General features: G+C 71.0%; 25 protein-coding genes and 1 pseudogene. 12 read left to right on the top strand and 14 right to left on the bottom strand.

Going from position 1 to position 26,918, the window contains the following annotated elements:
• Positions 1 to 157 precede the first annotated feature (157 nt).
• Entirely contained in the window at positions 158 to 1,783 is a 1,626-nt protein-coding gene (locus G5C60_RS33775) for an MFS transporter (RefSeq protein WP_165264894.1), read from the bottom strand.
• A 261-nt stretch (positions 1,784 to 2,044) separates the two neighbouring features.
• Here G5C60_RS33775 and G5C60_RS33780 point away from each other — a divergent pair, with 261 nt between their 5' ends.
• Together G5C60_RS33780 and G5C60_RS33785 are read left to right on the top strand one after the other, a co-directional pair.
• A complete protein-coding gene (locus G5C60_RS33780; RefSeq protein WP_165264896.1) occupies positions 2,045 to 3,244 on the top strand; it encodes a glycosyltransferase family 39 protein in 1,200 nt (399 codons plus the stop codon).
• Between the two features lie 239 nt (positions 3,245 to 3,483).
• Positions 3,484 to 4,539 (top strand): phosphatase PAP2 family protein, encoded by a 1,056-nt coding sequence (locus G5C60_RS33785; protein ID WP_165264898.1) that lies wholly within the window; start codon positions 3,484 to 3,486, stop codon positions 4,537 to 4,539.
• Positions 4,540 to 4,645: 106 nt separating this feature from the next.
• On the opposite strand, the gene G5C60_RS33790 is transcribed toward G5C60_RS33785, so the two are convergent.
• Positions 4,646 to 4,861 (bottom strand): I78 family peptidase inhibitor, encoded by a 216-nt coding sequence (locus G5C60_RS33790; RefSeq protein ID WP_165264900.1) that lies wholly within the window; start codon positions 4,859 to 4,861, stop codon positions 4,646 to 4,648.
• A 418-nt stretch (positions 4,862 to 5,279) separates the two neighbouring features.
• Here G5C60_RS33790 and ctaD point away from each other — a divergent pair, with 418 nt between their 5' ends.
• Positions 5,280 to 7,013: an aa3-type cytochrome oxidase subunit I gene (ctaD, locus tag G5C60_RS33795; protein WP_165264902.1), complete on the top strand. Its 1,734-nt coding sequence runs from the start codon at positions 5,280 to 5,282 to the stop codon at positions 7,011 to 7,013.
• On the opposite strand, the gene G5C60_RS33800 is transcribed toward ctaD, so the two are convergent.
• The 5 genes from G5C60_RS33800 to G5C60_RS33820 all read right to left on the bottom strand — a co-directional run bounded on the left by G5C60_RS33800 (position 6,922) and on the right by G5C60_RS33820 (position 12,172).
• On the bottom strand, positions 6,922 to 7,932 hold the full coding sequence (locus G5C60_RS33800; protein WP_165264904.1) for a helix-turn-helix transcriptional regulator: 1,011 nt from the start codon (positions 7,930 to 7,932) through the stop codon (positions 6,922 to 6,924). The two genes, ctaD and G5C60_RS33800, sit on opposite strands and share 92 nt — an antisense overlap.
• Before the next feature lie 129 nt (positions 7,933 to 8,061).
• Positions 8,062 to 8,889, bottom strand: coding sequence for a hypothetical protein (locus G5C60_RS33805; RefSeq protein ID WP_420907435.1), 828 nt, complete (start codon positions 8,887 to 8,889; stop codon positions 8,062 to 8,064).
• Complete coding sequence (locus G5C60_RS33810) at positions 8,886 to 10,154, bottom strand: glycosyltransferase family 4 protein (protein ID WP_165264906.1); 1,269 nt, start codon at positions 10,152 to 10,154, stop codon at positions 8,886 to 8,888. Before G5C60_RS33810 ends, G5C60_RS33805 begins: the two co-directional genes overlap by 4 nt.
• A gap of 181 nt (positions 10,155 to 10,335) precedes the next feature.
• Entirely contained in the window at positions 10,336 to 11,628 is a 1,293-nt protein-coding gene (locus G5C60_RS33815) for an ABC transporter substrate-binding protein (RefSeq protein ID WP_165264908.1), read from the bottom strand.
• Positions 11,603 to 12,172, bottom strand: a complete 570-nt coding sequence (locus G5C60_RS33820; RefSeq protein WP_206440324.1) for an MTB12 C-terminal domain-containing protein — start codon at positions 12,170 to 12,172, stop codon at positions 11,603 to 11,605. Before G5C60_RS33820 ends, G5C60_RS33815 begins: the two co-directional genes overlap by 26 nt.
• A 131-nt stretch (positions 12,173 to 12,303) precedes the next feature.
• On the opposite strand from G5C60_RS33820, the gene G5C60_RS33825 reads away from it, so the two are divergent.
• The 3 genes from G5C60_RS33825 to G5C60_RS33835 are packed head-to-tail and all read left to right on the top strand — an operon-like array spanning position 12,304 to position 16,704.
• Positions 12,304 to 12,792 (top strand): hypothetical protein, encoded by a 489-nt coding sequence (locus G5C60_RS33825; RefSeq protein ID WP_165264910.1) that lies wholly within the window; start codon positions 12,304 to 12,306, stop codon positions 12,790 to 12,792.
• Positions 12,793 to 12,805: 13 nt separating this feature from the next.
• Positions 12,806 to 15,997, top strand: coding sequence for an ABC transporter permease subunit (locus G5C60_RS33830; RefSeq protein ID WP_165264912.1), 3,192 nt, complete (start codon positions 12,806 to 12,808; stop codon positions 15,995 to 15,997).
• On the top strand, positions 15,994 to 16,704 hold the full coding sequence (locus G5C60_RS33835; protein ID WP_165264914.1) for an ABC transporter ATP-binding protein: 711 nt from the start codon (positions 15,994 to 15,996) through the stop codon (positions 16,702 to 16,704). The genes G5C60_RS33830 and G5C60_RS33835 overlap by 4 nt, the downstream gene beginning before the upstream one ends.
• Here G5C60_RS33835 and G5C60_RS33840 read toward each other — a convergent pair.
• Together G5C60_RS33840 and G5C60_RS33845 are read right to left on the bottom strand one after the other, a co-directional pair.
• Positions 16,631 to 17,275 carry a LysM peptidoglycan-binding domain-containing protein gene (locus tag G5C60_RS33840; protein WP_165264916.1) on the bottom strand — a complete coding sequence of 215 codons (645 nt, stop codon included), beginning with the start codon at positions 17,273 to 17,275 and terminating at the stop codon, positions 16,631 to 16,633. The two genes, G5C60_RS33835 and G5C60_RS33840, sit on opposite strands and share 74 nt — an antisense overlap.
• Before the next feature lie 118 nt (positions 17,276 to 17,393).
• Positions 17,394 to 18,014, bottom strand: a complete 621-nt coding sequence (locus G5C60_RS33845) for a LysM peptidoglycan-binding domain-containing protein (protein WP_165264918.1) — start codon at positions 18,012 to 18,014, stop codon at positions 17,394 to 17,396.
• A gap of 538 nt (positions 18,015 to 18,552) precedes the next feature.
• Between G5C60_RS33845 and G5C60_RS33850 the strand changes: the two genes are divergently transcribed.
• Positions 18,553 to 19,329 (top strand): hypothetical protein, encoded by a 777-nt coding sequence (locus G5C60_RS33850; RefSeq protein ID WP_165264920.1) that lies wholly within the window; start codon positions 18,553 to 18,555, stop codon positions 19,327 to 19,329.
• 199 nt (positions 19,330 to 19,528) lie between these two features.
• The gene (locus tag G5C60_RS33855; RefSeq protein ID WP_206440320.1) at positions 19,529 to 19,882 is read left to right on the top strand and encodes a hypothetical protein; all 354 of its coding nucleotides are present in this window, start codon (positions 19,529 to 19,531) and stop codon (positions 19,880 to 19,882) included.
• Between the two features lie 97 nt (positions 19,883 to 19,979).
• On the opposite strand, the gene der is transcribed toward G5C60_RS33855, so the two are convergent.
• The 5 genes from der to aroH form a co-directional block, all read right to left on the bottom strand.
• The gene (gene der, locus G5C60_RS33860) at positions 19,980 to 21,449 is read right to left on the bottom strand and encodes a ribosome biogenesis GTPase Der (protein ID WP_165264922.1); all 1,470 of its coding nucleotides are present in this window, start codon (positions 21,447 to 21,449) and stop codon (positions 19,980 to 19,982) included.
• Positions 21,450 to 21,511: 62 nt separating this feature from the next.
• Positions 21,512 to 22,144, bottom strand: a complete 633-nt coding sequence (locus G5C60_RS33865) for a lysophospholipid acyltransferase family protein (protein WP_165264942.1) — start codon at positions 22,142 to 22,144, stop codon at positions 21,512 to 21,514.
• Between the two features lie 53 nt (positions 22,145 to 22,197).
• A complete protein-coding gene (cmk, locus tag G5C60_RS33870; RefSeq protein ID WP_165264924.1) occupies positions 22,198 to 22,893 on the bottom strand; it encodes a (d)CMP kinase in 696 nt (231 codons plus the stop codon).
• 115 nt (positions 22,894 to 23,008) lie between these two features.
• Entirely contained in the window at positions 23,009 to 24,103 is a 1,095-nt protein-coding gene (locus G5C60_RS33875; protein WP_165264926.1) for a prephenate dehydrogenase, read from the bottom strand.
• Positions 24,100 to 24,462, bottom strand: a complete 363-nt coding sequence (gene aroH / locus G5C60_RS33880) for a chorismate mutase (RefSeq protein ID WP_165264928.1) — start codon at positions 24,460 to 24,462, stop codon at positions 24,100 to 24,102. The genes G5C60_RS33875 and aroH overlap by 4 nt, the downstream gene beginning before the upstream one ends.
• Before the next feature lie 253 nt (positions 24,463 to 24,715).
• On the opposite strand from aroH, the gene G5C60_RS33885 reads away from it, so the two are divergent.
• The 4 genes and pseudogenes from G5C60_RS33885 to G5C60_RS52490 form a co-directional block, all read left to right on the top strand.
• Positions 24,716 to 25,390 carry a hypothetical protein gene (locus tag G5C60_RS33885; protein WP_165264930.1) on the top strand — a complete coding sequence of 225 codons (675 nt, stop codon included), beginning with the start codon at positions 24,716 to 24,718 and terminating at the stop codon, positions 25,388 to 25,390.
• A 78-nt stretch (positions 25,391 to 25,468) separates the two neighbouring features.
• On the top strand, positions 25,469 to 26,050 hold the full coding sequence (locus G5C60_RS33890; RefSeq protein ID WP_165264932.1) for a DUF6529 family protein: 582 nt from the start codon (positions 25,469 to 25,471) through the stop codon (positions 26,048 to 26,050).
• Entirely contained in the window at positions 26,047 to 26,490 is a 444-nt protein-coding gene (locus G5C60_RS33895) for a Rieske (2Fe-2S) protein (RefSeq protein ID WP_165264934.1), read from the top strand. The genes G5C60_RS33890 and G5C60_RS33895 overlap by 4 nt, the downstream gene beginning before the upstream one ends.
• 87 nt (positions 26,491 to 26,577) lie before the next feature.
• Positions 26,578 to 26,760, top strand: a pseudogene (locus G5C60_RS52490) (nucleotidyltransferase); the annotation flags it as partial.
• Positions 26,761 to 26,918: the final 158 nt, after the last annotated feature.

Consider the following 26,918-nt stretch of genomic DNA (forward strand, 5'->3'; position numbering starts at 1 on the left):
CGGGAAACCCGCACCCGCCAGCAGCACCACACCCCCGTCACGGAAAACCCGCACCCGCCAACGGCGCCGCACCCCCACGGGAAACCCGCACCTGTTCAGCATGCCCGCACGGGTGGTGCGGGCGGGAAACGTCACTGACCGCAACCACGACGAACGGTCAGACAGACGACTCCGCACGCAGGTGCGCCGAGGCCTCCCCCCGAGGCGAAGGCACCTCCGCCAAGCCCGCCGTCGCCGCAGGCGACTCGCACTCCATGCCCCGCGGCAACCGCAAAGCTATAACGGCCCCAAGCAGCAACAGCCCGGCACTGACAAGCAACGTCACATGCAACCCGTGCACAAAGGAATCCCGCGCCGCATACCGAAGCGCTTCCCCAGGCCCCCCACCAAGCCGCGCAGCGACCTCGTACGCCTCACCCAGCGAATGACTCGCCGCAGCCGAATCCGAAGCGGGAACCCCCTGCACAGAGGCGAGCCCCGGCGCGTACGCCGCGTTCATCACACTCCCCAGCAGCGCGACCCCGATACCGGCACCCAGCTGGTACGAGGTCTCCCCGATCGCGGCGGCCCCACCCGCCTGCGCCTGCGGAGCCTCACTCAGCATCGATTCGTACGCCCCGAAGAGCGTGACCTCGAGCCCGAACCCGAGCAGCACGAACCCGATCACCATCAGCGGAACGTTGTCTTGCCGGCCCAACGCCGTGAGCGAGACGACCGCGGCGGCGGTGAGACAGAAGCCGAAGCAGACCATGGTCCGCGGCCCGAAGCGGTGCAGCAGCTTCGCCCCGACAAGACCCGCGGCCATCGCGGCGACGGTGAGCGGCAGCAGCCGCAGCCCGGTCTCCAGCGGAGAGAGCTTCAGCACGAGCTGGAGATACTGCGCGGCGATCAGTTCCAGACCCACCAGCGCCAGCAGCGCCAGCACGATGCACCCGACGGACGTACTGAAGGCGGGCCTGGCGAACAGCCGCAGATCGACGAGCGGATGCTTGCGCCGCCGCTGACGTCGTACGAAGGCGACGAGCAGACCGGCTCCGACGAGCAGCGGCGCCACCGTGTAGGCGCTCAGCGGCGCCTCGCCGGCGCCCAGCCGCTTGACCCCGAGGACGAGACCGAAGAGCCCGCCCGCGGCCAGCAGCGCTCCGACCACGTCCCACGGCCCTTCGCCGTCACCGGTCGACTCGGGCAGCAGCCACCGCCCGATGGGCAGGCTGACCAGCATCAGCGGGATGTTGATGAGGAAGACCGAACCCCACCAGAAGTGCTCCAGCAGGAACCCTCCGAGCAGCGGTCCGACGGCCGCGCCCACCGCGGCGACCGCGCTCCAGACACCGATCGCGAGCGCCCGCTCGCGCCGGTCGGGGAAGACCTGCCGCAGGATCGAGAGCGTCGCGGGCATGATCATCGCGCCGCCGACGCCGAGCAGGGCGCGCGCCGCGATCAGGACATGCGCGCTGTCGGCGCATGCCGCCAGGCCGGAGGCGACGCCGAAGAGGGCGTACCCGAGGAGGAGAACCCGTCTGCGGCCGATACGGTCGCCCAGCGTGCCGAAGAGGATCAGCAGCGAGGCGCAGACGAGCGGGTAGACGTCGACGATCCAGAGCAGTTCTATCGAGCCGGGCTTGAGATCCTCGGTGACGGCGGGCACCGCGACATGCAGCACGGTGGCGTCGACGGCGACCAGCAGCAGGCTGACGCAGAGGACGACGAGGACGACCCATCGGTTTGCACCGGCCCCGGCCTCCCGACGGCAACGCGAAGCGGCCGTGGTCGTCCCGGACATGCACGTACCTCCCAGATGTTCCCTCGCGTTCGGCGGATCCGCTGGGTGGGGACTCCCTGCGGTTGCGGCCGGGAGGAGCGGGGTCCCGGTCTCACGCAACAAAGGCGAGTGAGTCGCCAGAGTACGCGAGATCCCGCCAGTGGCGAGTGGCGGGTCTCTCACGTTCCCCACAGACATCGTGTGGCGTGCGCCACGCTCCCATGTGTCCGACCACGCCCCGCGGGGGCCGCCCGGTTCCTGACGCGGCCCATAATCGAGCCCGTGACCGATCTTGAGACGCCCGTCGCGCCGGCCCGTCCAGGACCGTGGCCGCGCCGCGTCGCCCCCGCTCTGCTGGGGTACGCGGCGGTCCGCGCCCTGGGCCTGGTGGCGCTCGCGTTATGGAGCGCCGCGCGCGACAAGAGCCCGCACCAGCTGCTCACGGCCCGCTGGGACTCGCTCTGGTACACGCGGGTCGCGGAGCTCGGCTATGGCTATGAGGTACGTCTCCCCAACGGCGACGTGCACTCGAACCTCGCGTTCTTCCCGCTGCTGCCCTGGCTGGAACGCGCCGTCTCGGCGGTGACCCCGCTGTCGTACGCGGACGCGGGCCTGCTCCTCAGCACGTCGGCGTCACTCGCCGCGGCCTGGGGGATCTTCGCGGTCGCGGACCATGTGTACGGGCGCAGGGCAGGCATCTGTGCCGTGCTGCTGTGGGCGGTGCTGCCCATCGGGATCGTGCAGTCGATGGCATACAGCGAGTCGCTGTTCACGGCGCTCGCGGCCTGGTCGCTGTACGCGGTCCTGACCGGCCGCTGGCTGACGGCGGGCCTGCTCGCCTCCCTCGCCGGCCTGACCCGCCCGGTGGGCGCCGCGGTGGTCGCGGCGGTGTGGGTGGCGGCTGTTGCCTCGTTCGTACGGGACTCGTCCGCGCGGGACTCGTCCGTACGAGAACGGAGTGTTGCGGCACCGGACGGCGCTCCCGTCTGGCGGCGTGCCCTGGGCATGCTTCTCGCCCCCCTGGGCGCCGCCGGGTACGTCCTGTGGGTCGGCCATCGCACGGGCAAGGGCCCGCTGGGCTATCTCGACGTCCAGGCCGGTTGGGGGAACGGCTTCGACGGCGGCTACGCTTTCGCCCGGTTCGTCGCCGACAAGTTCACGTCGTTCCCGTCGGCCCTGGCCGGACTCGGACTGATCGTCGGGGTCGCCCTGGTGATCTGGCTGTATGTGATCTGCGTACGGCAGGGTCAGCCGCTGCCGCTGCTGGTCTACGCGGGGATCGTCACCGCGCTCGCCCTGTGCGCGTCGAGCTACTTCGGCTCGAAACCGCGCCTGCTCCTGCCCGCCTTCCCTCTGCTGCTGCCCCTGGCACTGGCCCTGGCCCGGCTGCGAACGCCCAGGTCTGCGGGGGTGCTCGGGGGTGTGGCGGTGGCATCGGCGGTGTACGGCGCGTTCTGGCTGAACGGCTCCGGTCCGCCCTGACCGGGCCCCCGGCCTCCGGTGAGCGCCCGGATAATTGCGCGCAAGCTTTTGGTGAACGAATTCAGACGCGCCGAAAAACAACTCACAGGATGGAGCAATGCAATTGAGAGGAGGGTGCACCGAGGAATCCGTATTCTTCGGCGATAAACCTCCTCCTGAGAGGAATCCCACATCACATCGTCATCACAAAGAGCGCGCTTCGGCGTTGCACACAGCTCACTCCCTGTAACGTCGATTAGGTGCGTACCGAACGAAAGCTGACTCGTCTGGACCGGGTCTTCGCCCGGCTGGACCGTGAGCCGGAACGACCGGCCCACATCGACGTGCCCAGGATGAGCAAGCACAGGGTGGTTCTCTTCGCGGCCACGCTTGCCTTCTACCTGGCCATCGTGTGGGCCGTGATCGTCACTTCCTGGCTCGTCCGGCTCGACTGGCAGGTCATGTTCTTCCGGCCCTACCAGCAGTGGCCGGAGCTCCACGGGTTCTTCGACTACTACGTGGTGCTCGGCCAGCGCGGCCCCACCGCCGTGATGGTCTCGGCCTGGCTGGGCTGGCGCTCCTGGCGGCAGCACACGCTGCGCCCGCTGCTCGCGCTCGGCGTCGCGCTGCTGCTGCTGAACATCACGGTCGGCGCCGCCAAGTACGGCATGGGGCGCCTCGGCCCGCACTACGCGACCACGATCGGCTCGAACGAGATGTGGCTGGGCGGCGATATATTTCCTTCGGGTCACACCGCCAACGCCGTGGTGACGTGGGGCATCCTCGCCTACCTGGCCTCGACGCCGGCCGCCCGCCGCTGGCTGTCGGCCGTCTCCGCCGTGATCTCCCTCGGCGTCGGCCTGACCACCGTCTACATCGGTACGCACTGGCTGAGCGATGTCGTCCTGGGCTGGGCCGCGGGTCTGCTGATCCTGCTGGCGCTGCCCTGGTTCGAGCCGCTGATCGCCCGCGCCGAGGCCCGTATCTTCGCCCTGCGGGACGCCTGGCGCAGCCGCCGCGCCGGTACGGCGCCGGCTCCTGCTCCGGCCGCCCCGGTGGGCGCTCCCGTAGTGCTCGCGCCGCACGACACGTCCACGGACGCCGCTGTCCCCGCCGACGAAGCGCCCGCGGCCCGCGAGCCGGTCAGCGCGCCGCGTACGTCCCGGACGCCCGCCTCGCCCGTCTACCTGGCGCCCGGCCCGCACACGACCCGCGCGGAGCGCACGCCGGTGACGCCCGTCGGAAGCCGAAGGCCGCCGCAGTCGGAGCGAGTGACACGTGGCACCACCTCGACCCGCCCTGTGACGGGCGGCTGAGCAGCGGGCAGCGGGGCCGGTACGCACCCACCACTCCCCGCACATGCCCGCACACGAAGGCCCTCGGCTCCCTGAGCCGAGGGCCTTCGCCATGGACAGAGGCGGGTCAGCCCTTCCAGCAGCGCTTCACTCGGCCGTCGCTGACCTCGAAGTTCAGGCGGCCGCTCCGGTACTCCATGGTGATGATCGCGCCCGGCGGCAGCGACCGCACGGTGGACCAGCCGCGCTCACGGGCAAGCTGCTCGGCGCCGCTCGCCTCCAGGCCGAGGTACGCGTCCGGATCGTCCTGGGGCTCTGCGGGAGGGGTGGGAATGGGTGCCATGCCTGCCACCGTAAGCGGCGGATTGCGCCCGTGGAAGGCCGAACCGGCCACCATCAGTCACCGATCCCTCTCCGGTCACGCTTCTGTCACAGGACCACGACACTCGATTCGGCCGAACTGCGTCACACGTACGAGCGGTTCTCTACGCGTTTCGCAGGGCTTCGAACGTAATTCGTGACTAGCTTGACGGCGATCCGAATAAGTCCCGAGGGAATGCGCGGCGCGCACCCTGTGTCCGTGGCCTTTCCGTTCGGATTCCGCGGTGTGTCCCGGAAGGCGACATGCCACAGGAAATACATGGTTCAAGCACAGAACCGCGGTACGCCCCCTGTCGGAGCACCCTGCGACGTGAGCATCATGGCGTGAGCTATGGCGTGAGCTTCAGCAGGCCCAGGGCGCGACGAGCGAGGGGGCAGCGATGGGGACGGAGACCGCGCAGGCACCGGTCGGAGCCGTACCGGTGAAGCAGCCCGCCGGGCGATTGATCGTGGACTGGCTCACCACCACCGATCACAAGAAGATCGGCCATCTCTATCTGATCACCTCGTTCGCCTTCTTCCTGGTCGGCGGTCTGATGGCGCTGCTGATGCGGGCCGAGCTGGCCCGTCCGGGAACGCAGCTGATCGACAACAACCAGTTCAACCAGATGTTCACCATGCACGGCACGATCATGCTGCTGCTCTTCGCGACGCCGACCTTCGCCGGTTTCGCGAACGAGATCATGCCGCTGCAGATCGGCGCGCCCGACGTGGCGTTTCCCCGGCTGAACATGCTGTCGTACTGGCTGTTCCTCTTCGGCGGGCTGATCGTGCTGGGCTCGCTGCTGGTGCCGGAGGGGCCCGCCAACTTCGGCTGGTTCGCCTACGCCCCGCTCAACAGCATGGAACGGTCGCCCGGTATCGGCGCCGACATGTGGATCATGGGGCTTGCGCTGGCCGGTTTCGGCACGATCCTCGGTGCGGTGAACTTCCTGACGACCATCATCGGGATGCGGGCCCCCGGCATGACGATGTTCCGGATGCCGATCTTCGTCTGGAACACGCTGTTCACGTCGATCCTCATCCTGATGGCGTTCCCGGTGCTCGCCGCGGCGCTCCTGGTCCTGGAGGCGGACCGGCGGTTCGGCTCGCAGGTCTTCGCCTCGGCCAACGGCGGGGCGCTGCTGTGGCAGCACCTCTTCTGGTTCTTCGGGCATCCCGAGGTCTACATCATCGCCCTGCCGTTCTTCGGCATCGTCACGGAGATCCTGCCGGTGTTCAGCCGGAAGCCGATCTTCGGTTATCTGACGCTGGTCGCCGCGACGATGGCCATCACGGGTCTGTCGGTGGTCGTGTGGGCACACCACATGTTCGCGACGGGCGCGGTGCTGCTGCCGTTCTTCTCGTTCATGTCGTTCCTGATCGCGGTGCCCACGGGCGTGAAGTTCTTCAACTGGACCGGCACGATGCTCAAGGGATCCCTGTCCTTCGAGACACCCATGCTCTGGTCCACCGGCTTCCTGGTGACCTTCCTGTTCGGCGGGCTGAGCGGGGTCATCCTGGCGTCACCGCCGCTGGACTTCCACGTCACGGACACCTACTTCGTGGTGGCCCACTTCCACTACGTGGTGTTCGGCACCGTCGTCTTCGCGACCTTCGCCGGCTTCTACTTCTGGTGGCCGAAGTTCACCGGGAAACTGCTCGACGAACGGCTCGGCAAGATCCACTTCTGGACGCTCTTCGTCGGCTTCCACACCACGTTCCTGGTGCAGCACTGGCTGGGCGCGGAGGGCATGCCGCGCCGGTACGCGGACTATCTGGCCGCCGACGGGTTCACGGCGCTCAACACCGTGTCGTCGATCGGCTCGTTCCTGCTCGGCCTGTCGACGCTGCCGTTCCTCTACAACGTCTGGAAGACGGCGAAGTACGGCGTGAAGGTCGATGTCGACGACCCCTGGGGCTTCGGCCGTTCCCTGGAGTGGGCGACGTCCTGCCCGCCGCCGCGGCACAACTTCGTCACGCTGCCCAAGGTCCGCTCCGAATCGCCGGCGTTCGACCTGCACCACCCGGAGTACGCGGCGATCACGCCGCCCCAGACCCGTTCCGGGCAGGAGCAGAGCCCGCAGATCCGCTTCGGTCAAGAGCGGCCGTCAGACGGTCCCGGGCGGTCCTGAGCGTCTCGGTGAGCTCCGCGGGTTCGAGCACCTCGAACTCGAGGCCCATCAGCATCACATGAATCACCATCACGTCGAGGCTCGCGGCCCCGGTCCGCATGATGCAGCTGCCGGGGGTCTCGGCCTCCAGCGTCCCGGCGGAGGGCGAGATCCGCTCGGCCGCCTCCTCCAGGGGCACCAGCAGCCGGATCACGGCATGCGAGGCGTACGCGCGCGTGGAGACCCCTTTGGAGACGTACTCGGCCAGATCGTCGGCCGGTGGTTTCCGAGGGGCGAAGCGCGGTCCGTGGGGCGGCTTGGGCGTGATGCGGTCCACGCGGAACGTACGCCAGTCGTCGCGGTCGAGGTCCCAGGCGACCAGGTACCAGCGGCGCTCGGTGCACACCAGGCGGTGCGGTTCGACGGTACGGCGGGTCGGGGCGCCCTCGTGGTTGCGGTACTCGAAGCGCAGCCGCTCGGCGTCCCGGCAGACGCCCGCGAGTTCGGTGAGCACGGCCGGGTCGACGGCGGAGGGCTGCGGGCCGCGCAGCATCGGCACGGTGAACGCGTTGAGGGCGCCCACACGGCGGCGCAGCCGGGCCGGCAGGACCTGTTCGAGCTTGGTGAGGGCGCGTACGGAGGTCTCGCCGATGCCCTCGATGCCCTGCCCGGCGGCCGTGCGCAGCCCGACCGCGACGGCGACCGCCTCGTCGTCGTCCAGGAGCAGCGGCGGGAGCTCGGCCCCGGCCCCGAGCTGGTAGCCGCCGCCCGTGCCGGGGCTGGCGTTCACCGGGTAGCCGAGCTCGCGCAGCCGGTCCACGTCGCGGCGTACCGTGCGCGGGGTGACGCCCAGTCGCTCCGCTAGGTCTGCACCGGACCAGTCGCGGTGGGCCTGTAGCAGGGAGAGCAGACGTAGGAGTCGTGCCGAGGTCTCCAACATGCCGTTGAGTGTGGCACCTCATGCGGACAGTTTCTGTCCGCAAGAGGCGACGCTGCATCGGTCTGTTTCAAACTGCGGGCCGCCCGTGGCTGGTCGCGCAGTTCCCCGCGCCCCTTTCGGGGCGCCCCCTCACGGGGCGCTGACCGTCACCGAAAGATCATTGTCCGCCGTGTAGTACGGCCCCGCCAGCACCGGACCGTGTTCCGTCTCCAGCGTGACCTTCGGGTACGTGAAGATCAGCTTCTTGTCGGCGATGTCGTCGAACAGCCGGGCGATCCGTACCCGCGGCCCGGTCTCCCCCGCCGGGCGCAGCCACAGGTCCCAGACGCCCTCCGTCAGGGCGCCGTAGTCCACCGTGAAGTGGAACTCCGCCTGGTCCGCGGTGACATCGGCCCTCACGGCGGTCGCCGGTTCGTGGCGGGCGCGCAGTTCGGCGTACGCGTCCGGGGTGAGCGTGCCGCCGTACATCCGGCCGCGTACGCTCAACTCCCCCTCCTTGATGTGCAGTTCGCCCGCCTCGGCGTGCGGGGCGCGCAGCCAGCTGCGGACGGTGAGGTTGCCGTGCTTGGTCGCGTACGGGATGCGGACGGCGACGTGGCCGCCGGCGCCGCTGGGGACACGGTCGACGAGCGAGCGCAGGTCGTTGACGCCGGGCACCACGCGCCGGGGCTCGCCGTCGGCCACCTGGACGTAGGCGTCCCAGCGGCCCTCGGGCAGTTCGACGCTGCTGGGCAGCGCGGCCCGCAGCCGGCCGTCGGCGGCCGGCGTGAGCGGCAGGCTGATCTCCTCGTCGCTGCCGCGGCGGCGCAGCACCAGGTACGCGGCGCCGGCCTCCGCGGTTTCGGTGAGGTCGAAGGTGAGCCCGCCCGCGGAGTCGGCGATGCAGTCGGCGCGCGGCAGCATGGCGGCTTCCTCGTCGGTGTGCTGGGGCGCGGGCTGCGGAGCCAGCGCCATCATGCGGTGTGCCCCTTCTTGAGTACCGTGCGTCCGGCATCCCGAACGGCATAGGCGCCACCGAGCAGTGCTCCCCGTGTGCGGTGCAGTGACCCGCGTATCCGGCCGGCCGCCGAGTCGCCGCCGTGCGTGGCCAGGCCGGTGAACAGGGACTCGTAGCGTTCGGCGATCCGGGTCGGGTCGAAGCGCTCGGAGTCCTTGAGTGCCGCGCTCGCCATCCGGTGGCGGAGCGTGTCGTCGTTGATCAGTTCGAGGAGGCCGCCGGCGATGGCCTTGACGCTGCCGACCTTGACGAGGCGTCCGTCGACACCGTTGTCGATGATCTCCCCGGGGCCGTGCGGGCAGTCCGTGGAGACGACGGGCAGGCCGCAGCGCATCGCCTCGACGATCGTCATGCCGAAGGACTCCAGGCTGGAGGTGACGGCGGCGATGGAGCCCTTGGCCCACTCGGGCTCGATGGGGTGGGCGGGCCCCATCAGATAGACGTGGTTGTAGAGGCCGAGGTCGTCGATGAGGGCGCGCAGCTTGTCCTTCTGGTTGCCGCCGCCGTAGATCCTCAGGCGCCAGTCGGGCCGCTGGGCGCGTACCCGGTCGAAGGCCTTGATCAGCAGGTCGTACCGCTTGACCGGGGCGAGCCGCCCGGCCGCCACGACCCACTTGCCGGAGCCGTCCGCGGGCTCGATGCCGGGCGCGGGCACGGAGTTGGGCACGGCCTCGACGCGTACGCCGGGCAGCCGCATCTTCTTGCGGTACGCACTGGCGTCCGCCTCGGTGGTCGTCGTGAGCGCGTCAAGCCTCGGGTAGACGGCGTGCAGTTTCTCGCGCAGGCCGGCCGAGTGGCTGTCGAGCGTGAGGTGCTCCTGGCCGACCCGGATCGGGCCGCGCCGGGTCTCACGGGCGAGATGCACGTTCAGGCCGGGCCTGGTGCCGACCACGACATCGGCGTCGACCGTCGCGAGGTGTTCGGCGATACGGCGGTCGGTGAGGGCGCTGTACTGCTCGTAGCGGCCCTCCCCGCGCGGGAAGACCCGGGCCGGACGCCGGCTCTCCGGGTCCTCGCCCTCGTATCCCGGGCTCTCCTTGCGGATGTCGACGAGGTGGCGCACACGGACGCGCGGGTCGGGCGCGAAGACCGGCTCGTCACGGTGGCGGAACACCGAGACGATCTCGACGTCATGCTGCTCGGCCAGGGTGTTGGCGAGGTTGTACGTCGTCCGGATGGTCCCCCCGATGCCATACGCGTTGTGTATCAGGAAGGAAATATGCATGCGTCCCCGAATCCCCTGGCTAGTCCGCTACCGCGTGGTGAGACCTGGGCCCCTCGGGCATGGTTGGGCTCCATTACCATCTTGTTCCCGAACAGTTTCCCTATTGGTAGGCGATGTCGGGAACGTTTCGTCATCTGCGTGCATCAGAGCAGGTAGGCGGGTTCCCCCGGGTTCCTTGCCGTCAGGGTTCGTATGACAACTGCGGCACGTCGAAACAATTTCTGTTCATGTCGTCCTGGCTCACCCATCCCTCGGCGTCCTCCCAACGGGCCACGGAAATACAGGTCGTGCGGGTCTTCGGGGGCTCGGGCAGTCCCTCGTAGGTGACCGGCAGCAGGAGGCCGTCGGCGGTGTACGGCTTCCCCTCGGCGATGAAGCGGTCGACACACGCGCGCGTGATGCCCGTCTGCGCACAGGACTCGGCCGCGTCCGTGAACCACATCGCGGCCGCCCAGCCCTCCAGCTGCCACTGGGAATGGGTCTCCAGGTCCTTCGTGGCGTCCCGGAACTCCTGTACGGCCTCGTGGTCCGTGTCCTCGTAGTTGCGGCTGGAGCCCGTCGCCCACAGGTTGTTGCGGCAGCGCGGCGCGTCCTTGTAGTCCTCGCGGACGGTGGACGTCCAGTTCTGCACGTTGGTGACCTTGGCGAGGACCTCGGCGCCGACGTCGTCCATGGCCTTGCACAGCTGGGCGTTGCCATAGGAGTCGATGGCGTCGAAGACCAGATCGGCGCCCTGCTCCTTCAGGTCGGCCGCCGCGGCACGGAAGTTGGGCAGGGAGAAGTCGACCTGCTCGGTGACCACCTTGTAGCCCTCGGCCTTGAGGCCCCGGGTGACGAGGCGCGCGTACGCGGCCGACGCGGACTGGTTGTAGGAGACGACCGCCGCCGTACGGGCGCCCTGCTCACGCTTGAAGTAGCGGTAGACCTCCGTGCCGCCGTACAACTTGCCGTCCCAGCCGGGCTTTCCGTCACGCGGGGCGAGGCTGCCGTAGATGCTGTAGAGGTGCGGATACGTGTCGTACGCCGGGCCGATGGGCTGGCCGCCGATGTCGGGCACGCGCGCGCGTGAGACACGCGAGGCGCCCGCGTAGTCGAGCGACGAGCCGGCGACGAGGGCGACGGCCTTCTCCTCGTCGACGAGCTTGTGCACGCACTCGTTGCTGCCGACTCCGCTGCCGCCGTCGTCGCACGTATGGACCTCGACCTTGCGGCCGTCGATGCCGCCGCGCGCGTTCAGCCGCTCGAAGTAGGCCTTCGCTCCGTCGCGCGGACCGGTGAACGCGTCGCCGCCGACCGGGCTCGTGGCGCTGGTGATGATGCCGACAGGGATCGGCTCGCCGCTCGGCCGGGTGGGTGTGCCGTCGTCGGGCCGGTTCTCGAAGTCGCTCTCCGGGAGGCGGCTGCCGCAGGCCGTGCTCAGCAGGAACAGCAGGCCCGCGACAGCGCACTCAGCAGCCCGGAAGCGGCGACGCATTGCCGCTCAGCCCGACAAGACCGCACAGCGTCTTGACGGAGACCTTCCACACGCCGTCCTGCTCGACGGCCGTCCCGGAGGCGTCGGGCATGACCGTGGCGCCCTTCAGGGTGAGTGTGTAGGTCACGTCCGCCTCGGTCGCCGAGGTGAACTCGACCTTGTTGACCTCCGCCTGCACCTGCCCGCCGCGTTCGTCACCGCTGAAGGCCTGCAGGACCGGCCCCATCCGGTCGCCGTTCTCCAAGTACGCCGGCTTGTCCTTGACGGGGGTGGCGGGGTCGAAGAACTTCACCCAGTTCTCCTTGATCTCCCGCTCCGCCGCCGCGGCGTCGTCCGGCGCCGTGGGACTCTCCTCGGCGGATCGGGTGGGCTCCTCCGCCGTGGGCGAGGGCGGGGTCGTGTCGTCTCCGCCGCTGTCGTCCCCGCAGGCCGTGAGGGCCGGGGCGGCCACCAGGACCACGGCCGCCAGCCACGCCGCCGTACGCCTTCTGGGACCGCGCCTCCGCCTGCCGTGCCCCCGCCTGAGGTCGCTGCCGAGAACCATCTGGCTCACCACCGGGTGTCGGTCCGGGCCATATGCGCCCGGTGCTTTCAGGGTCAGCTTCCACAGGGCATAGTGCAAGCCATTGGCTGACATGGACAGATACGTGACAGACACATGACGTGGGAGCTCCGATGCGGACTGCTCGACTGCGGACTGTGCACCCCGTCCTCTGGGCCGGGTGGGCGGCCCTCGCCGCCGGAGCGGTGCTGTGCGTCATCGGCTGGTACGGGATATCGGGCGAGCGGTTCGCGGAGCGTCAGCTCCCCTATCTCGCGTCCTGCACGGTGCCCGGCGCCGCACTGATCATCGCCGGTGCGGTACTGCTCACCCACGGCAGGAACGCCCTCGCGGCGGCTCGCGTGGAGGAGCTGTACGGACTCCTGGTGGCCGCCGAGCACGCGGACGCCGACGAGTCCGGACAGGCGGCGGCAGCGCCCGTCGCCGTCAGTGGCGACCTGCTGATGGTGCCGGGCGGCACGCTGTGGCACCGCGCGGACTGCCCCCTCGTCGCCGGGAAGACGGACGCCCTGCCGGTCGACTCACAGCTTCTCGCACGCGGGGAGCTTGGCCCCTGCCCGATCTGCGAACCGTCCGCCTCGGACACCCCTTCGGACGGCTGAGGGCGTCCGGCCGATGGCGTCGCTGACGTACGACCTCACGCTCGCCGGACTCTCGGTGGGCAGTGCCGCCGCGCTCACCGGGATCGGACTGATCGTCACCCACCGGGCGACCGGCGTGCTCAACTTCGCGCACGGCGCGATCGCGATGGTGTGCGCCTATCTGCTGCGCCAGCTCACGGTCGAGTGGGACTGGCCGCTCGCGCTCGCCGCCGCCGTCACCCTGCTCGTGGTGGCACCGGGCATCGGCATGGCTCTGGAGCGCTTCGTCTTCCGCCCGCTGTCCGTCCTGGGCAGCGACCCGGCGCAGACACTGGTCGCCTCCATCGGCGTGTTCGTCCTGCTGGTCGGCGGGGCGGCGCTGATCTGGGGTTCCGGGGCCCGCTCGGACGCGCCGACGCTCGTGTCGGCGGATCCCTGGGGGCAGTTGGCGGTGACGCTCGTCCTGGCCGCCGGTGTGGGGGCGATGACCCGCTGGACGCGCTTCGGCCGCGAGCTGCGGGCCGTCGTCGACGACCGCTCGCTCGCCGTCCTCGGCGGCATCGATGCGGACCGGGTGGCCGCCGCGGGCTGGGCCTTCGGCTCGTTCACGGCGGGCCTGACGGGGGTGCTCCTGGCGCCTTACGTACGCCTCGATCCGTACGGCCTGCCGCTGCTCGTCATGGAGGTGGTGGCGGTCGCGGTGGCCGCCCGGATGCGCAACCTCCCCGTGGCCGTCGTGGTGGCACTGGGCATCGGGGTCGCCCAGAGCCAGCTGACGCGGCTGCACCCGTCGGGCTGGCGCGAGCCGCTGGTCCAGGCGGTGGGGGCGAACCTCTTCGTCGTCGCCCTGCTGATCGCGGCGCTGGTGCTGCCGGGCATCGGCGCCCGGGACGCGTTGCCGCGCACGGCCACCGCTCGGGTGGCGACACCGCCGGGCGCGTGGATCGTGGCCGTGGTCCTCTTCCTGATCCCCCTGGGCTTCGCGGGCCGCGACCTGCATACGTCCGTGCAGGTCCCGGCGCTGGGCGTGGTGCTGCTCTCCCTGGTCGTGGTGACGGGCCGGGGCGGCCAGATCTCACTGGGCCAGGCGGCGTACGCGGGTCTCGGCGCCCTCTTCACGGCATTGCTGGCGGCCGGCCGCTTCCCGGGCCTGCCGGAGCTCCCCGAACTGGCCGCACTGGCGGTGGCCGTCCTGCTGGTGGCTCCCCTGGGCCTGCTGACCGGCTGGCCCGCCATCAGCCGGCACGGTCTGGCCCTCGCCCTGGCGACCTTCGCGGTGGGCGTCGGCGTCAGCCGTTTCGTCTTCGCCCAGCCGTACGCGACGGCGGGCCTGACGCTGGGCCGCCCCGCGGGCTTCGAGAACGACCGCACGTACTACGTACTCGAACTCGGCCTCCTAGCAGGCGCGTTGCTGGCCGCGCACGCACTGCGCCGGGGCCGCACCGGCCGGGCCCTGGCCGCGATGCGCGACCACGAGGCGGGCGCGTCGGCGGCGGGCGTCCGCGTGCCCGCCCTGAAGCTGACGGCCTTCGTGGCGGGCGCCGCTCTGGCCGCCCTCGGCGGCGGCATGCTCGGCATGGGCCTGCGCGCCTTCGACCCCGCCGCCTACGACCCCGTGCGCGGCCTCCTCTGGTTCGCCGCGATCGTCGTCCTCGGCGCCGACAGCGTCCTCGGCGCACTGGCCGCAGCGGCGCTCCTGGTGGGCCTGGACGCGGGCACGCGCGGCGGCGTGGCGGCCGCGCTGATCGGCCTCCTGGCGGTCCTGGTGGGACGCTTCCCCGGCGGCCCATACGAAGCACTACGCCTGGCCGCAACCCACCTCCGCCTCCACCGCAAGGCAACGCTCACACCACTGGGAGCCCGAGCACGGACAAGGCTCCACCTCAAGCCGCCCACGTCGCGCCGACCGCGGGTCGCGTCAGGGGCGACGCGCGCGGCGGGGCCGCTCGCCTCGGCGGGGGCACCCGGCCCGGCCGGGGCAGGCGGCTCCGCCGGGACAGGCAGCCCCGCCGAGGCAAGCGGTCCCGCCGAGGCAAGCGGTCCCGCCGAGGCAAGCGGTTCCGCCGGGACAGGCAGCCCCGCCGGAGCAGGCGGCCCGGAGGGCACGCCCGGGCCAGGCACAGCCCACGGCCCAAGCGAGGGACATGAGCCGGGCGCAACACCCATCGGACCGGGCCAGGCGGGCGCGCCGGGCCGGACGCCAGCAGCAGAGGGCTCGACAGGGACACCCGGCCCGACCGGGGCACGCAGCCCGAGCCCGACCGGGACAGGCAGCCCCACCGGGACAGGCGGCCCCGAGGGCACGCCCCAGCCCGGCACAGCCCACGGCCCAAGCGAGGGACGTGAGCCGGGCGCAAAACCCATCGGGCCGGGCCGGGCGGACGCGCCGGGCGGGCGGGCAACCGGGGTTCCGGCGGAGGCGCCCGGGGCAGCCGGCCGGAGCAGGAAATCCGCGACAGGCGGCACCCCCGCGCTCCGCGGCCCTGCGGTGTCCGCGAGGCGCCGTGGGATGGCGGTTGGCCATCTCCTCCGGGCCCGCGGCCTCCGCGTCAGCTACGACGGCTTCACGGCTCTCGACCGCGTCGACCTCGGGCTCCCCCCGGGCACGGTCACCGCGGTCGTCGGCCCCAACGGGGCCGGAAAGAGCACCCTGTTCCACTGTCTCGCGGGGACCGTGCGGCCGGACGCGGGTCGTGTCACGTTCGGGGAGCGGGACGTCACCCGCCTCCCGGCCCACGCGCGCACGCGCCTCGGCGTGGCGCGGACCTTCCAACAGCTCGCCGTCTTCCCGACCTTGACGGTGGCCGAGAACGTGCGGGTCGGGGCCGAGCAGGGGCGCATCGTGGATCCGAGCGCCGTGGAGCGCGTGTCGCGGCTGCTCGGACTCGACGGGGCGGTACGGGCGTTGCCCGCGGCGGGCCTGCCGACCGGCACCCTGCGGCGTGTCGAACTGGCCCGGGCCCTGGCGGGCAGTCCGCGTGTCCTGCTGCTCGACGAGCCCGCGGCGGGCCTCGACACGGGCGAAGTGGCCGCGCTGGCCCGCGTGTTGCGGGCCCTCGCCGCCGACGGCATGGCGCTGCTCGTCGTCGAGCACGACCTGGACCTCGTGGCCGACCTGGCCGACACCGTGCACGTGATGACGGCGGGCCGCATCGTGACATCCGGCCCCACCGGCCGCGTACTCGAGGGCCTCGGAAACCTCGAGGACACGGCGGTCGAACGATGAGCCCCCCGGGGATTTCCCTGCGCCACGCGCGCGTGCGCTACGGCCCGCTCGAAGCCCTGCACGGAGTAACCCTCCTCGCCCCGGCCCCCGGCCTCACCGTCCTGCTCGGCCGCAACGGCTCGGGCCGTACGACGGCACTACGGGCCCTGGCCGGAACCGTTCCCCTGTCCCGCGGCGCCGTGGTGTGGGACGGCATCGACGTCACCAGGATGCCCGCGTACGAACGGGCCCGCCGCGGGCTGTGCCTGGTGCCGGAGCGGCAGGCCGTCTTCGGCTCGCTCACCGTCCGCGAGAACCTCGAACTCGCAGCCACCGGCCCGTCGGCCACCGGCCCGTCCTTCGAACCGGCCCTCGACGCATACCCCCAGCTGCGCCCGCTCCTCACCAGGAAAGCCGGCACGCTCTCCGGCGGCGAGCAGCGCATGCTCGCCCTCTCCCGCGCCCTCCTGGCACGCGCGCGCGTGGTGCTCGTCGACGAACCCGCGCAGGGCATGTCACCGACGGTCGCGGCCCGCACGTACGAACTGCTCGGCGAGCTCGACGCCTGTGTTGTCCTGGCCGAACAGCGACTGCCGCCCGGCCTGCACGGCAGGGCGGCAGTCGTGTACGAACTGCGGCGAGGCGAGATCGTGTTCAGCGGCGAGGCGACGGAACCGGCAGTGGCGGACCCATCAGAACCGGAGCGCGGACGGCGCCCTTCGAAGTGACCGGCGCCGGGCTCGTGGCGGCTCCCTCGGGGAGGCTCAGCATCGTGCCGGGCTTCAGCCGGTCCGGATTCTTCCCGATGATCTGCTCGTTGACCTCGTAGAGCGCCTGCCAGCCACCCTCGATCCTGTAGCGACGGGAGATCGACGAGAGTGTCTCGCCGGCCTTCACCACATGCGCCCTGCCCTTGAGTTTGTACCTCTTGGCACAGACGGGCCACGCCTCCCATCCCTGGACGCGCACCACCTCCTCGGCGACCGTGATCTGCTCCTGACGGCCGGCCAGGTCCGCGCGCGGGGCGTACGCCCGCCCGCCGAACGCCTCCCAGGTGGGCTGCGAGAACTGCAGCCCTCCGTAGAAGCCATTCCCGGTGTTCACGTCCCAGCGGCCACTGCTCTCGCACTGGGCGAGACAGCCCCACGGCCACTGGTCCTTCTCGCAGTCGTGGGGCACACGGGCCGCGCCGGAAGGACCGGGCGCCGGAGGCGGTGGGGCCGCGGACGCCTCGGCGGGGGCGAGCAGGGCCAGGGCTACGGCGACGACAGCCACGTACCAGATGCGCTTGATCAGCATCGGGCCACGCTAAGCAGGCGACCACGACGGCCCGCCGAGCCGCGCCAGAGGCGGGTGGGGCCCCACCCGGTCGGAGGACCGGACGGGGCCCAGTGCCCGAGGGCAGGGGAGTACGGGCTCAGAGGTTGAGCCGCTGCCCGGGGACGATCATGTTGGGATCAGCGCCGATGGCGGCCTTGTTGGCGGCGTAGACCCGCTCCCAGGTGGTCCCGTGCCGCGCCGCTATGCCGCTCAGCGTGTCACCGGCGCGAACGGTGTAGTCGCCGCGGGACGCGTCCCGGCCGGTGTGGCTCGTCGAACGGGCCGGCGCCTTCGACGGCTTCGCGGGCTTCGACGGGGCGGCCTTGGTGCCGGGCGTGGACGCCGCGGGTGCGCTGCCGGACGCGCCGGCACGCGAGGCGCAGGTGGGCCAGGCGCCCCAGCCCTGCGCGCGCTGCACCTTGGTGGCCACAGCGATCTGCTGTGCCTTGGAGGCCTTGTCGGCGGTCGACGCATAGGCCGTGCCGCCGTACGAGCGCCAGGTGGCCGCGGAGAACTGGAGTCCTCCGTAGTAGCCGTTACCGGTGTTGATGTGCCATTTGCCGCCGCTCTCGCACTGGGCGATGCGGTCCCACACCCCGCCGTCCGCCGCTGCGGCGTTGCCGCCGGCGGCGAGCAGTCCGAGCGGGGCGAGAAGTGCCGCCCCGGCGAAGACCGCCGTCGTACGAACCTTGCGAGTGTTGTCGGCACAATCGGACATGTATTTCCCTCTCGAAGGACTCGGGGTCCCCCAAGACGGGACGGAACTCCGCGCTCTTTGCCCGCGGTCGTTCCGCTCCGCCCCGTCCGCCGACGGTGGTGCACGAGCTGGCTGTGGTGCGGCCGGCGGACGTACCCGAGCGGTGCTCGTTGCACACGGCCGAGGAATCTAGGGAGCCGGACGGCCCTATATCAACCAAATCCTTGTCATTCCAGGCCAGTTAGCCGTTACCGGCAGTATCAGCGAATTCAAGTCACCCACTTCATTCGCCGATATCAGGATTTATCGACCCGACGCTCTGGCGATCTGTGACTCACCTCACGGAATCAACTTCCTTGGATTTCCTAGGAGTTGACACGGAGTAACAGGTTCCGCAGCAGGCTTCACGTTGCGCGTCGGATGGTTCGATTCCGTTCGCTCCCGGGCGTGACTCCGGCCACAGATCGCCCGTTGTCTTCTTCATGAACCGGGAACCCACCCGGTTCATGAGCCGGGAGCCACCCGGCGACGCCACGCACCGCATCCCGAGGAGCCACCCGTGCCGCGCATGCTCGACGTCAGCGACGACGTACGCGCCGAGATCGGCGACGAAGAAGCCGACCGGCTGCTCGCCGGAGAGAACGCCCCGGGCAGTTACGACTGCACTTCCTGCCGCACCCCGGGCGACTCCGAACAGGAGCGCACCAGCACCGTCCTGTTCATCGGCGAGGAGACCGCCGTCCTCGCCTTCGCCCACGCCACCTGCCTGCCCTCGCAGGTCGTCCAGGTCACCGAGGAGCAGCTGCAGGGCGCCGTCCGCTCGATCACCGGTGAAGAGCGCCCGGCCGAGGTGCTTCCCGAGCAGGCCGTCCTCGGTGTCACCAGCGGACTCGTCCTGCTCGGCGGCGAGTTGCACCCCGCGCTCGTCGTCGAACCGACCGGGCCCATCGCGCGCCCCGGCACGACGGGAAGCGGCGGTGACGACTTCCTGCCGCTCCTCATCGAGCAGGGCTTCATGCCGCTCCCCCAGCTGACCGAGGTGCCGCCCGTGCTGCACGGCTGGTCCGTGCTGCTCGCCATGGGCCAGCTGCATGCGATCCTGCAGCCCGGCACGGGTGGCGGCTCGCCCGTCGCCTGGTGGCAGGCCCACCAGCCGCTCCAGGTCACCGACAGCTGGCGCGCCGCCGCCAACAAGCACCAGCAGGTGCTGCTGTTCGCGGCCCCGGTCGGCTCGATCGGCCGCCAGCCCCGGGAGGACCTGCTCCGCGAAGCCCTCGACAAGGCGGCGGCCAACGGCAAGCTGGTGGCGTCCGCGATGCCCCTCGCCGGGACGTGAGCGCTCCGCTGGGTTCGGGGTGCTGAGGCCGGTGGTTGAGCTGCGGGTTCGTTGTGGCTTGTCGCTCCCCCACTCTCGGCTTCGCTCGAGCGGGGGGACCCCCATCGCGGCGGAGCCGCAGATGTCACGGCCCCGCGCCCCCTAAAGGGGCGCGCCGTGCGCCCAAGTGGCCCCCATCCGCCGAGGGCGGGCGCATCTGATGAAGCTCAAGGTCGTTGGCACGTACGTGCACACCTACGACTCTCCCCGCCGCCTTCCGTACACGTCCCCGATCCCGGCCATGCGGCCGGCACCGGACTCCACAGGGAGTCATTCGGCCACGCCGATCTACGACGCGCTCTACGCGGAGTTCCGCAGGTCCTTCCGGGCCCTGCCGGGTGACCGCAGCGGCGAGGAGGAGCTGGGCTTCACCGCCTTCGGTCCCGTGCAGCACGCGACCGGACGCCTGGCCACACACAGCCGCAGCACCACAGCAACCTGGCAGCCGGTCGCGCGGCAGCACGCCTCGGGGCTGATCCCGGCGCTGCCACCCGGCTCGCGCAGGGAACGCTGATGCGCTGCTCATACATACGGAGCTGCTCATACATACGAAAAGGGCCCTCTGCACAAGCAGAGGGCCCTTTTCGACGCCCACAGGCGCCCGTACTTTTCTACTTCTTCCTGCCGCGCTTCTCGCGCACCCGCACGGAGATGTGGATCGGCGTCCCCTCGAAGCTGAACTCCTCGCGCAGGCGGCGCTCCACGAAGCGCCGGTAGCCGTGCTCGATGAACCCGGACGCGAAGAGGACGAACCGCGGCGGCTTCGTGCCCGCCTGCGTACCGAAGAGGATGCGCGGCTGCTTGCCGCCCCGGATCGGGTGCGGATGCGAGGCGACCAGCTCACCGAGGAAGGCGTTCAGTCGGCCCGTCGGAACCCGGGTCTCCCAGCCGGCGAGCGCGGTCTCTATGGCCGGGACCAGCTTCTCCATGTGGCGGCCCGTGTGCGCCGAGACGTTCACGCGCGGCGCCCACGCCACCTGGGCGAGCTCGGTGTCGATCTCCCGCTCCAGGTAGTAGCGGCGCTCCTCGTCGAGGGTGTCCCACTTGTTGAAGGCGACGACGATCGCGCGGCCCGCCTCCACGGCCATCGTCACGATGCGCTGGTCCTGGACGGAGATGGGCTCGGAGGCGTCGATGAGGATGACCGCGAGCTCCGCCTTCTCCACGGCGGCGGCCGTACGCAGCGAGGCGTAGTAGTCGGCGCCCTGCTGGAGGTGGACGCGCTTGCGGATGCCCGCCGTGTCCACGAACTTCCAGGTGACACCGCCGAGTTCGATGAGCTCGTCGACCGGGTCGCGGGTGGTGCCCGCGACCTCGTTGACGACCACGCGCTCCTCGCCCGCCACCTTGTTCAGCAAAGACGACTTGCCGACATTCGGGCGGCCGATGAGCGCGATGCGGCGCGGTCCGCCGACGCCGGCGCCGAAGGTCTGCGCCGGAGCGTCCGGCAGCGCTTCCAGGACGGCGTCCAGCATGTCGCCGGTGCCGCGGCCGTGGAGGGCGGAGACGGGGTGCGGCTCGCCGAGGCCGAGGGACCACAGGTACGCCGCGTCGGCCTCACCGCTCGGGCCGTCGACCTTGTTGGCGCACAGCACGACGGGCTTGCCCGCCTTGCGCAGCAGCCGTACGACCGCCTCGTCGGTGTCGGTCGCGCCGACCTTGGCGTCCACGACGAAGACGACCGCGTCGGCCGCCTCGATCGCGAACTCGGCCTGCGCGGCCACGGAGGCGTCGATGCCGAGGACGTCCTGCTCCCAGCCGCCGGTGTCGACGACCTTGAAGCGGCGGCCCGCCCACTCGGCCTCGTAGGTGACGCGGTCGCGGGTGACGCCCGGCTTGTCCTCGACGACGGCCTCGCGGCGTCCGATGACGCGGTTCACCAGGGTCGACTTGCCGACATTGGGGCGGCCGACGATGGCGAGGACCGGGAGCGGGCCGTGGCCGGCCTCCTCGATCGCGCCCTCGATGTCCTCGGCGTCGAAGCCCTCTTCCGCGGCGAGCTCCATGAACTCCGCGTACTCGGCATCGCCAAGCTCTCCGTGCTCGTGCTCCGAGCCCTCGGAGGGAATCTGGTCGTTCATGAAGTCCGTACCTCGTCGTTCATCGTGGTGATCGGTGGAACGCCCCTGTACCGGGTGATCCACTACTCAAGTGTCGCCTGGCGCCCGGTGGGGCCCCCGGCGTTTTCCAGGCGTCCGGTGAGGCGCCTGGCGTCTTCCAGGTGGGCAGCGAGCTGCTTCTGGATACGCGCGGTCGCCTCGTCGAGCGCCTTGCGCGTACGTCTGCCGCTGCCGTCGCCCGCCTGGAACGGGTCGCCGAAGACGACGTCGACCCGGCTGCGCAGCGGGGGCAGCCCTTTTATCAACCGTCCGCGCCGCTCCGTGCTTCCCAGGACGGCGACCGGCACGACCGGTGCTCCGCTGCGTACGGCGAAGTACGCGAGCCCTGCGCGCAGCGAGGCGAAGTCTCCCTCGCCGCGGGTGCCCTCGGGGAAGATCCCGAGGACGCCGCCGTTCTCCAGGACGCCGAGGGCCTGCATGATGGCCGTGCGGTCGGCGATCGAGCGGTCCACTTTCAGCTGGCCGACGGCGTGCATGAAGGGGCCGAGCGGGCCGACGAACGCCTCCTTCTTGACCAGGAAATGCGACGGCCGGGGCGCCACGCCGATGACCATCGGGCCGTCGATGTTGTGCGAGTGGTTGACGGCGAAGATCACCGGGCCGGTCGCGGGGACCTTCCAGGCGCCCAGGACGCGCGGCTTCCACAGCCCGTACATCAGGCCGACGCCGATACGGCGTCCGACCTCGGCACCTCTGATGGAAGGAGCAGTCACTTGGCGGCCCGCTTCTCCTCGACCAGGGTGACCACGCACTCGATGACCTGCTGGAGCGTGAGTTCGGAGGTGTCCACCTCGACCGCGTCGTCCGCCTTGGCGAGCGGCGAGGTCTTGCGGCTGGAGTCGGCCGCGTCCCGCTTCATCAGGGCCTCGCGGGTCGTGTGGACGTCGGCGCCTTTCAGCTCACCGCTGCGGCGGGCGGCGCGGGCCTCCGGGGACGCGGTGAGGAAGATCTTCAGGTCGGCGTCGGGCAGCACGGTCGTACCGATGTCCCGGCCCTCGACGACGATGCCCCGCTCGGCGGCCGCCGCGGTCGAGCGCTGCAGCTCGGTGATCCGGGCGCGCACCTCGGGCACCGCACTGACCGCGCTCACCTTGGAGGTGACCTCCTGGGTGCGGATCGGGCCCGAGACGTCCGTGCCGTCGACCGTGATGGTGGGCGCCGACGGGTCCGTACCGGACACGATGTCGGGCTTGCCCGCCGCGGCGGCGATCGCGGAGGGGTCGCTGACGTCTATGCCGTTGTTCACCATCCACCACGTGATCGCCCGGTACTGGGCGCCGGTGTCGAGGTAGCTGAGGCCGAGCTGGGCCGCCACGGCCTTGGAGGTGCTCGACTTGCCCGTGCCGGAGGGGCCGTCGATGGCGACGATCACTGCCGGGGCGGTCCGGGCGGCGCTGGTTTCCACGGGTGCGGGCACCTTCCTGGTACGGGGTGGTGGGCTGGTACGGGCACGATCGCGCCCCGCACAAGGTTACTGGCTCCCCGGGCCCCGTATTACGGGCCCCGCAACCCCACCGGGCCTACTGCCGGATCGCCCAGCCCCGCTCCCGCAAGGCGGCCGAGAGCACCGGTGCCACCGCCGGCTTCACCATCAGTTCCACCAGACCCGCCTGCTGCCCGGTCGCGTGCTCGATACGGACATCCTCGATGTTGACGCCCGCGCGCCCCGCGTCCGCGAAGATGCGGGCCAGCTGGCCCGGCTGGTCGTTGATGAGGACGACGACGCTCTCGTACACCGTGGGGGCGGCGCCGTGTTTGCCGGGGACGCGGACCTGGCCGGCGTTTCCGCGGCGCAGGACGTCCTCGATGCCGGTGGCGCCCTCGCGGCGCTTGGCCTCGTCGGAGGACTGGAGGGCGCGCAGGGCCTGCACGGTCTCGTCCAGGTCGGCGGAGACGTCCGCGAGGAGATCGGCGACCGGGCCCGGGTTCGCGGACAGGATGTCGATCCACATCCCGGGGTCGGATGCGGCGATCCGGGTCACGTCACGGATGCCCTGGCCGCAGAGGCGTACGGCCACCTCCTCGGCGTGCTCCAGGCGCGCGGCGACCATGCTGGACACCAGGTGGGGCATGTGCGAGACGAGCGCGACGGCCCGGTCGTGGGCGTCCGCGTCCATGACGACGGGCACGGCACGGCAGTGCGACACCAGCTCCAGCGCGAGGTTGAGCACTTCGGTGTCGGTGTCCCGCGTGGGCGTCAGCACCCAGGGCCGGCCCTCGAAGAGATCCCCGGTCGCGGCCAGGGGACCCGACTTCTCGCGGCCCGACATGGGATGCGTACCGATGTACTTCGACAGGGCCGCCGGGTCGAGGCCCAGCGACTCCAGTTCGCGGCGCGGCCCCCCTTTGACGCTGGCCACGTCGAGGTAGCCGCGAGCGAGCCCGCGCCGCATCGCGTCGGCGAGCGTGGCGGCCACGTGCGCGGGGGGCGCCGCCACGATCGCGAGGTCGACGGGGCCCGCGGGCTCCTCGTCCGTGCCGGCGCCGAGCGCGGCGGCCGTGCGGGCCTGCTCCGGGTCGTGGTCGGCGAGGTGCACGACGACGCCGCGCCCCGCCAGGGCCAGGGCCGCCGACGTGCCGATGAGCCCGGTGCCGATGACAAGTGCGGTCCTCACTGGGCGATGTCCTTGCGGAGCGCGGCCGCGGCGCCGAGGTAGACGTGCGCGATGTCGGAGCGCGGCAGATCGGACTCGATGTGCGCGAGGACGCGTACGACCCGGGGCATGGCGCCCTCGATGTCCAGTTCCTGGGCGCAGATCAGCGGTACGTCGACGATGCCGAGCTTGCGTGCCGCGGCCGCCGGGAAGTCGCTGTGCAGGTCGGGCGTCGCCGTGAACCAGATGCTGATGAGGTCGTCGCCGGTCAGACCGTTGCGCTCAAGGATGGCGGTGAGCAGCTCGCTGACCTGCTCGTCCATGTGCCCGGCTTCGTCCTGCTCCAGTTGGACGGCGCCACGGACCGCTCGTACCGCCACGGTGTCGCTCCTTGCTGATGTACGTATCGGCTCTGTGTACATCCAGCCTAGTCAGCCCTCCGGACGCCGGTGCTCGGCGCCCGCCTGCCGAGACGCGGGACGAGCGCGTTGTGTCGGCGGCGGACCCTGCGAATGTCACGGAACGGTGCGGTCCCTCCCATTGGGGCGAAACGGCATGGGTCCGCCTATGGACGCCGCCCCGCGCTTCCGCTTGCATGGGGATGCTGTCCGCGACGCCTCGGGGGAGGCACAAATGAAGCGCTCCGGACCACTTTTCACGCTCCTCGGGGGACTCCTGCTGGCCCTGTTCATGCTGTCGCTCAACGCGACGACAGGGACGAGCCCCACCTCGTCGGCCGGGGGCGAGAAGCCCGCCACGAAGGTGTCGCCCAGCCCGACGCCCGATCCGACGAAGACGACCGCGTCACCGAGCCCGTCGAAGAGCACACCGTCGCCGAGCGCACCGGGCAACGCCGACTACGCGGGCCGTACGGACGACGACTCCTCCGCGGTCGCGGTCTCGCTGCGTGACGGCAGGGCGATCGCGTACTTCTGCGACGGCCGGGACCAGGAGTCCTGGCTGAAGGGCGACGTCGAGGCCGACGGCAGCATGCGGCTCACCAGCCAGAAGGGTGGCGTGCTGACCGGCGAACTGAAAGGCAGCCGGATCAGCGGCACGGTGGACATGGGGCAGCAGGAGTACGGGTTCACCGCGGACAAGGCGCTCAAGCCCTCGGGGCTGTACCGGGCCACCGAATCCGTACGCGGCGCCGAGGTCGACGGCGGCTGGATCGTGCTGCCGGACGGTCAGCAGGTCGGCATCCTCAAGCGCGACGGAAGGCCCTCGGCCGCGCCCCGCATCGACCCCGAGACCGGTGCCGTGACGGTCGACGGACAGCAGCTCACCGCCCGGCCCGTGACGCCGTAGTCCTCCGCCGCAGTCCTGACAGTCCTGACAGTCCTGCGCCACAGTCATCCGTTCAGCCCTGACCACCGGGAGCCGACCATGACCGTCGACCCGAACGCCGCCACCCAGGACTTCCCCTCGCCCGAACCGGCCCGCCGCCCGCAGGTCTCCCATTACCTCGTCCCGGCCCTGGTCGCGGCGGCGGTCGCGGTCGCACTCGGCGCGTACGGGAAGGTGCACGACCCGGCGGGCACTGCCTTCAACCTGGCCGGATTCAACAGCACGGGCGCCGTCAAGTCCTGGCTGGCCACGGGGGCGATGGGCTTCGCGGTGGTGCAGTTCGTCTCGGCGCTCATGGTGTACGGGAAGCTGCCGGGCCCGAGTTGGGCGGCGGTGCTGCACCGCTGGTCGGGCCGGGTCGCGTTCCTGGTCGCGGTGCCGGTCGCCGTGCACTGTCTGTACGCATTGGGCTACCAAACATATGAACCGCGCGTATTGTGGCATTCGCTCCTGGGCTGCTTCTTCTTCGGTGCCTTCAGCGCCAAGATGCTGCTGCTCCGCTCGGAGCGACTGCCCGGTTGGCTGCTGCCCATCGTCGGCGGGCTCGTCTTCGCCGCGCTCACGGTGGTCTGGCTGACCTCCGCCCTCTGGTTCTTCCGCACATTCGGAGTGATGACATGACGATCCGCTCGACGCGTCGCACGGTTCTCGCGGCGGGCGCGGCCGGCGCGGCTGCCCTCGTCGTGGGGTGCAGCGAGTACGGAAACGAGGGTGACGGGGGCGCCGAGGAGGCGCCCGCTTCGGAGGAGCCCACGTCCGGCGAGGCTCCAGGCGGTGAGGAGCTGGCCAAGACCTCCGACATCCCGGTCGGCGGCGGCAAGATCTTCAAGGACGAGAAGGTCGTCGTCACCCAGCCGGAACAGGGCGACTTCAAGGCCTTCTCGGCGGTCTGCACCCACCAGCGCTGCATCGTCGCCAACGTCTCGGACGGCACGATCAACTGCACCTGCCACGGCAGCAAGTTCCGCGTCGCCGACGCCTCGGTGGCCGACGGCCCCGCGACGAAGCCGCTCCCCGAGGAGAAGATCGCGGTCACGGGAAATTCGATCCGCCTGGCGTGAACCGGCCCTTACGCTCGTCCGCATGAGCCCCGAGGACCTGGTACGCGATCACACGATCTACTCCTGCGTCATGGGCTCGCGTGCCTTCACGGCACCTTCGCGCGCTGCGCGCTGGGTCAGCGCAAGAAGCTGGAGGCGGACGTACGCGTCCATGGCGTGCCTCGCTGGAAGCACGCCATGCATCTGCTGCGCCTTCTGACGAGTTGCCGCGACCTTCTCCGTACGGGGGCGCTCGCCCTCGACGTCGGCGATCAGCGGGAGCACCTGCTCGTGCAGAGTGTTTGAGGTTCGTTGTTGGGTGCGGGTTGGTTGTGGCTGGTCGCGCAGTTCCCCGCGCCCCTGGGTGGGTGGGGGGTGCGGGGCCGTGGGCCGGTGCGTCAGCCCGTCGCAGGGTGGGCATACGGCCCGGTGTCGGTACACAGTGCGGC

The organism is Streptomyces scabichelini (assembly GCF_011045015.1).
Lineage (GTDB): Bacteria > Actinomycetota > Actinomycetes > Streptomycetales > Streptomycetaceae > Streptomyces > Streptomyces scabichelini.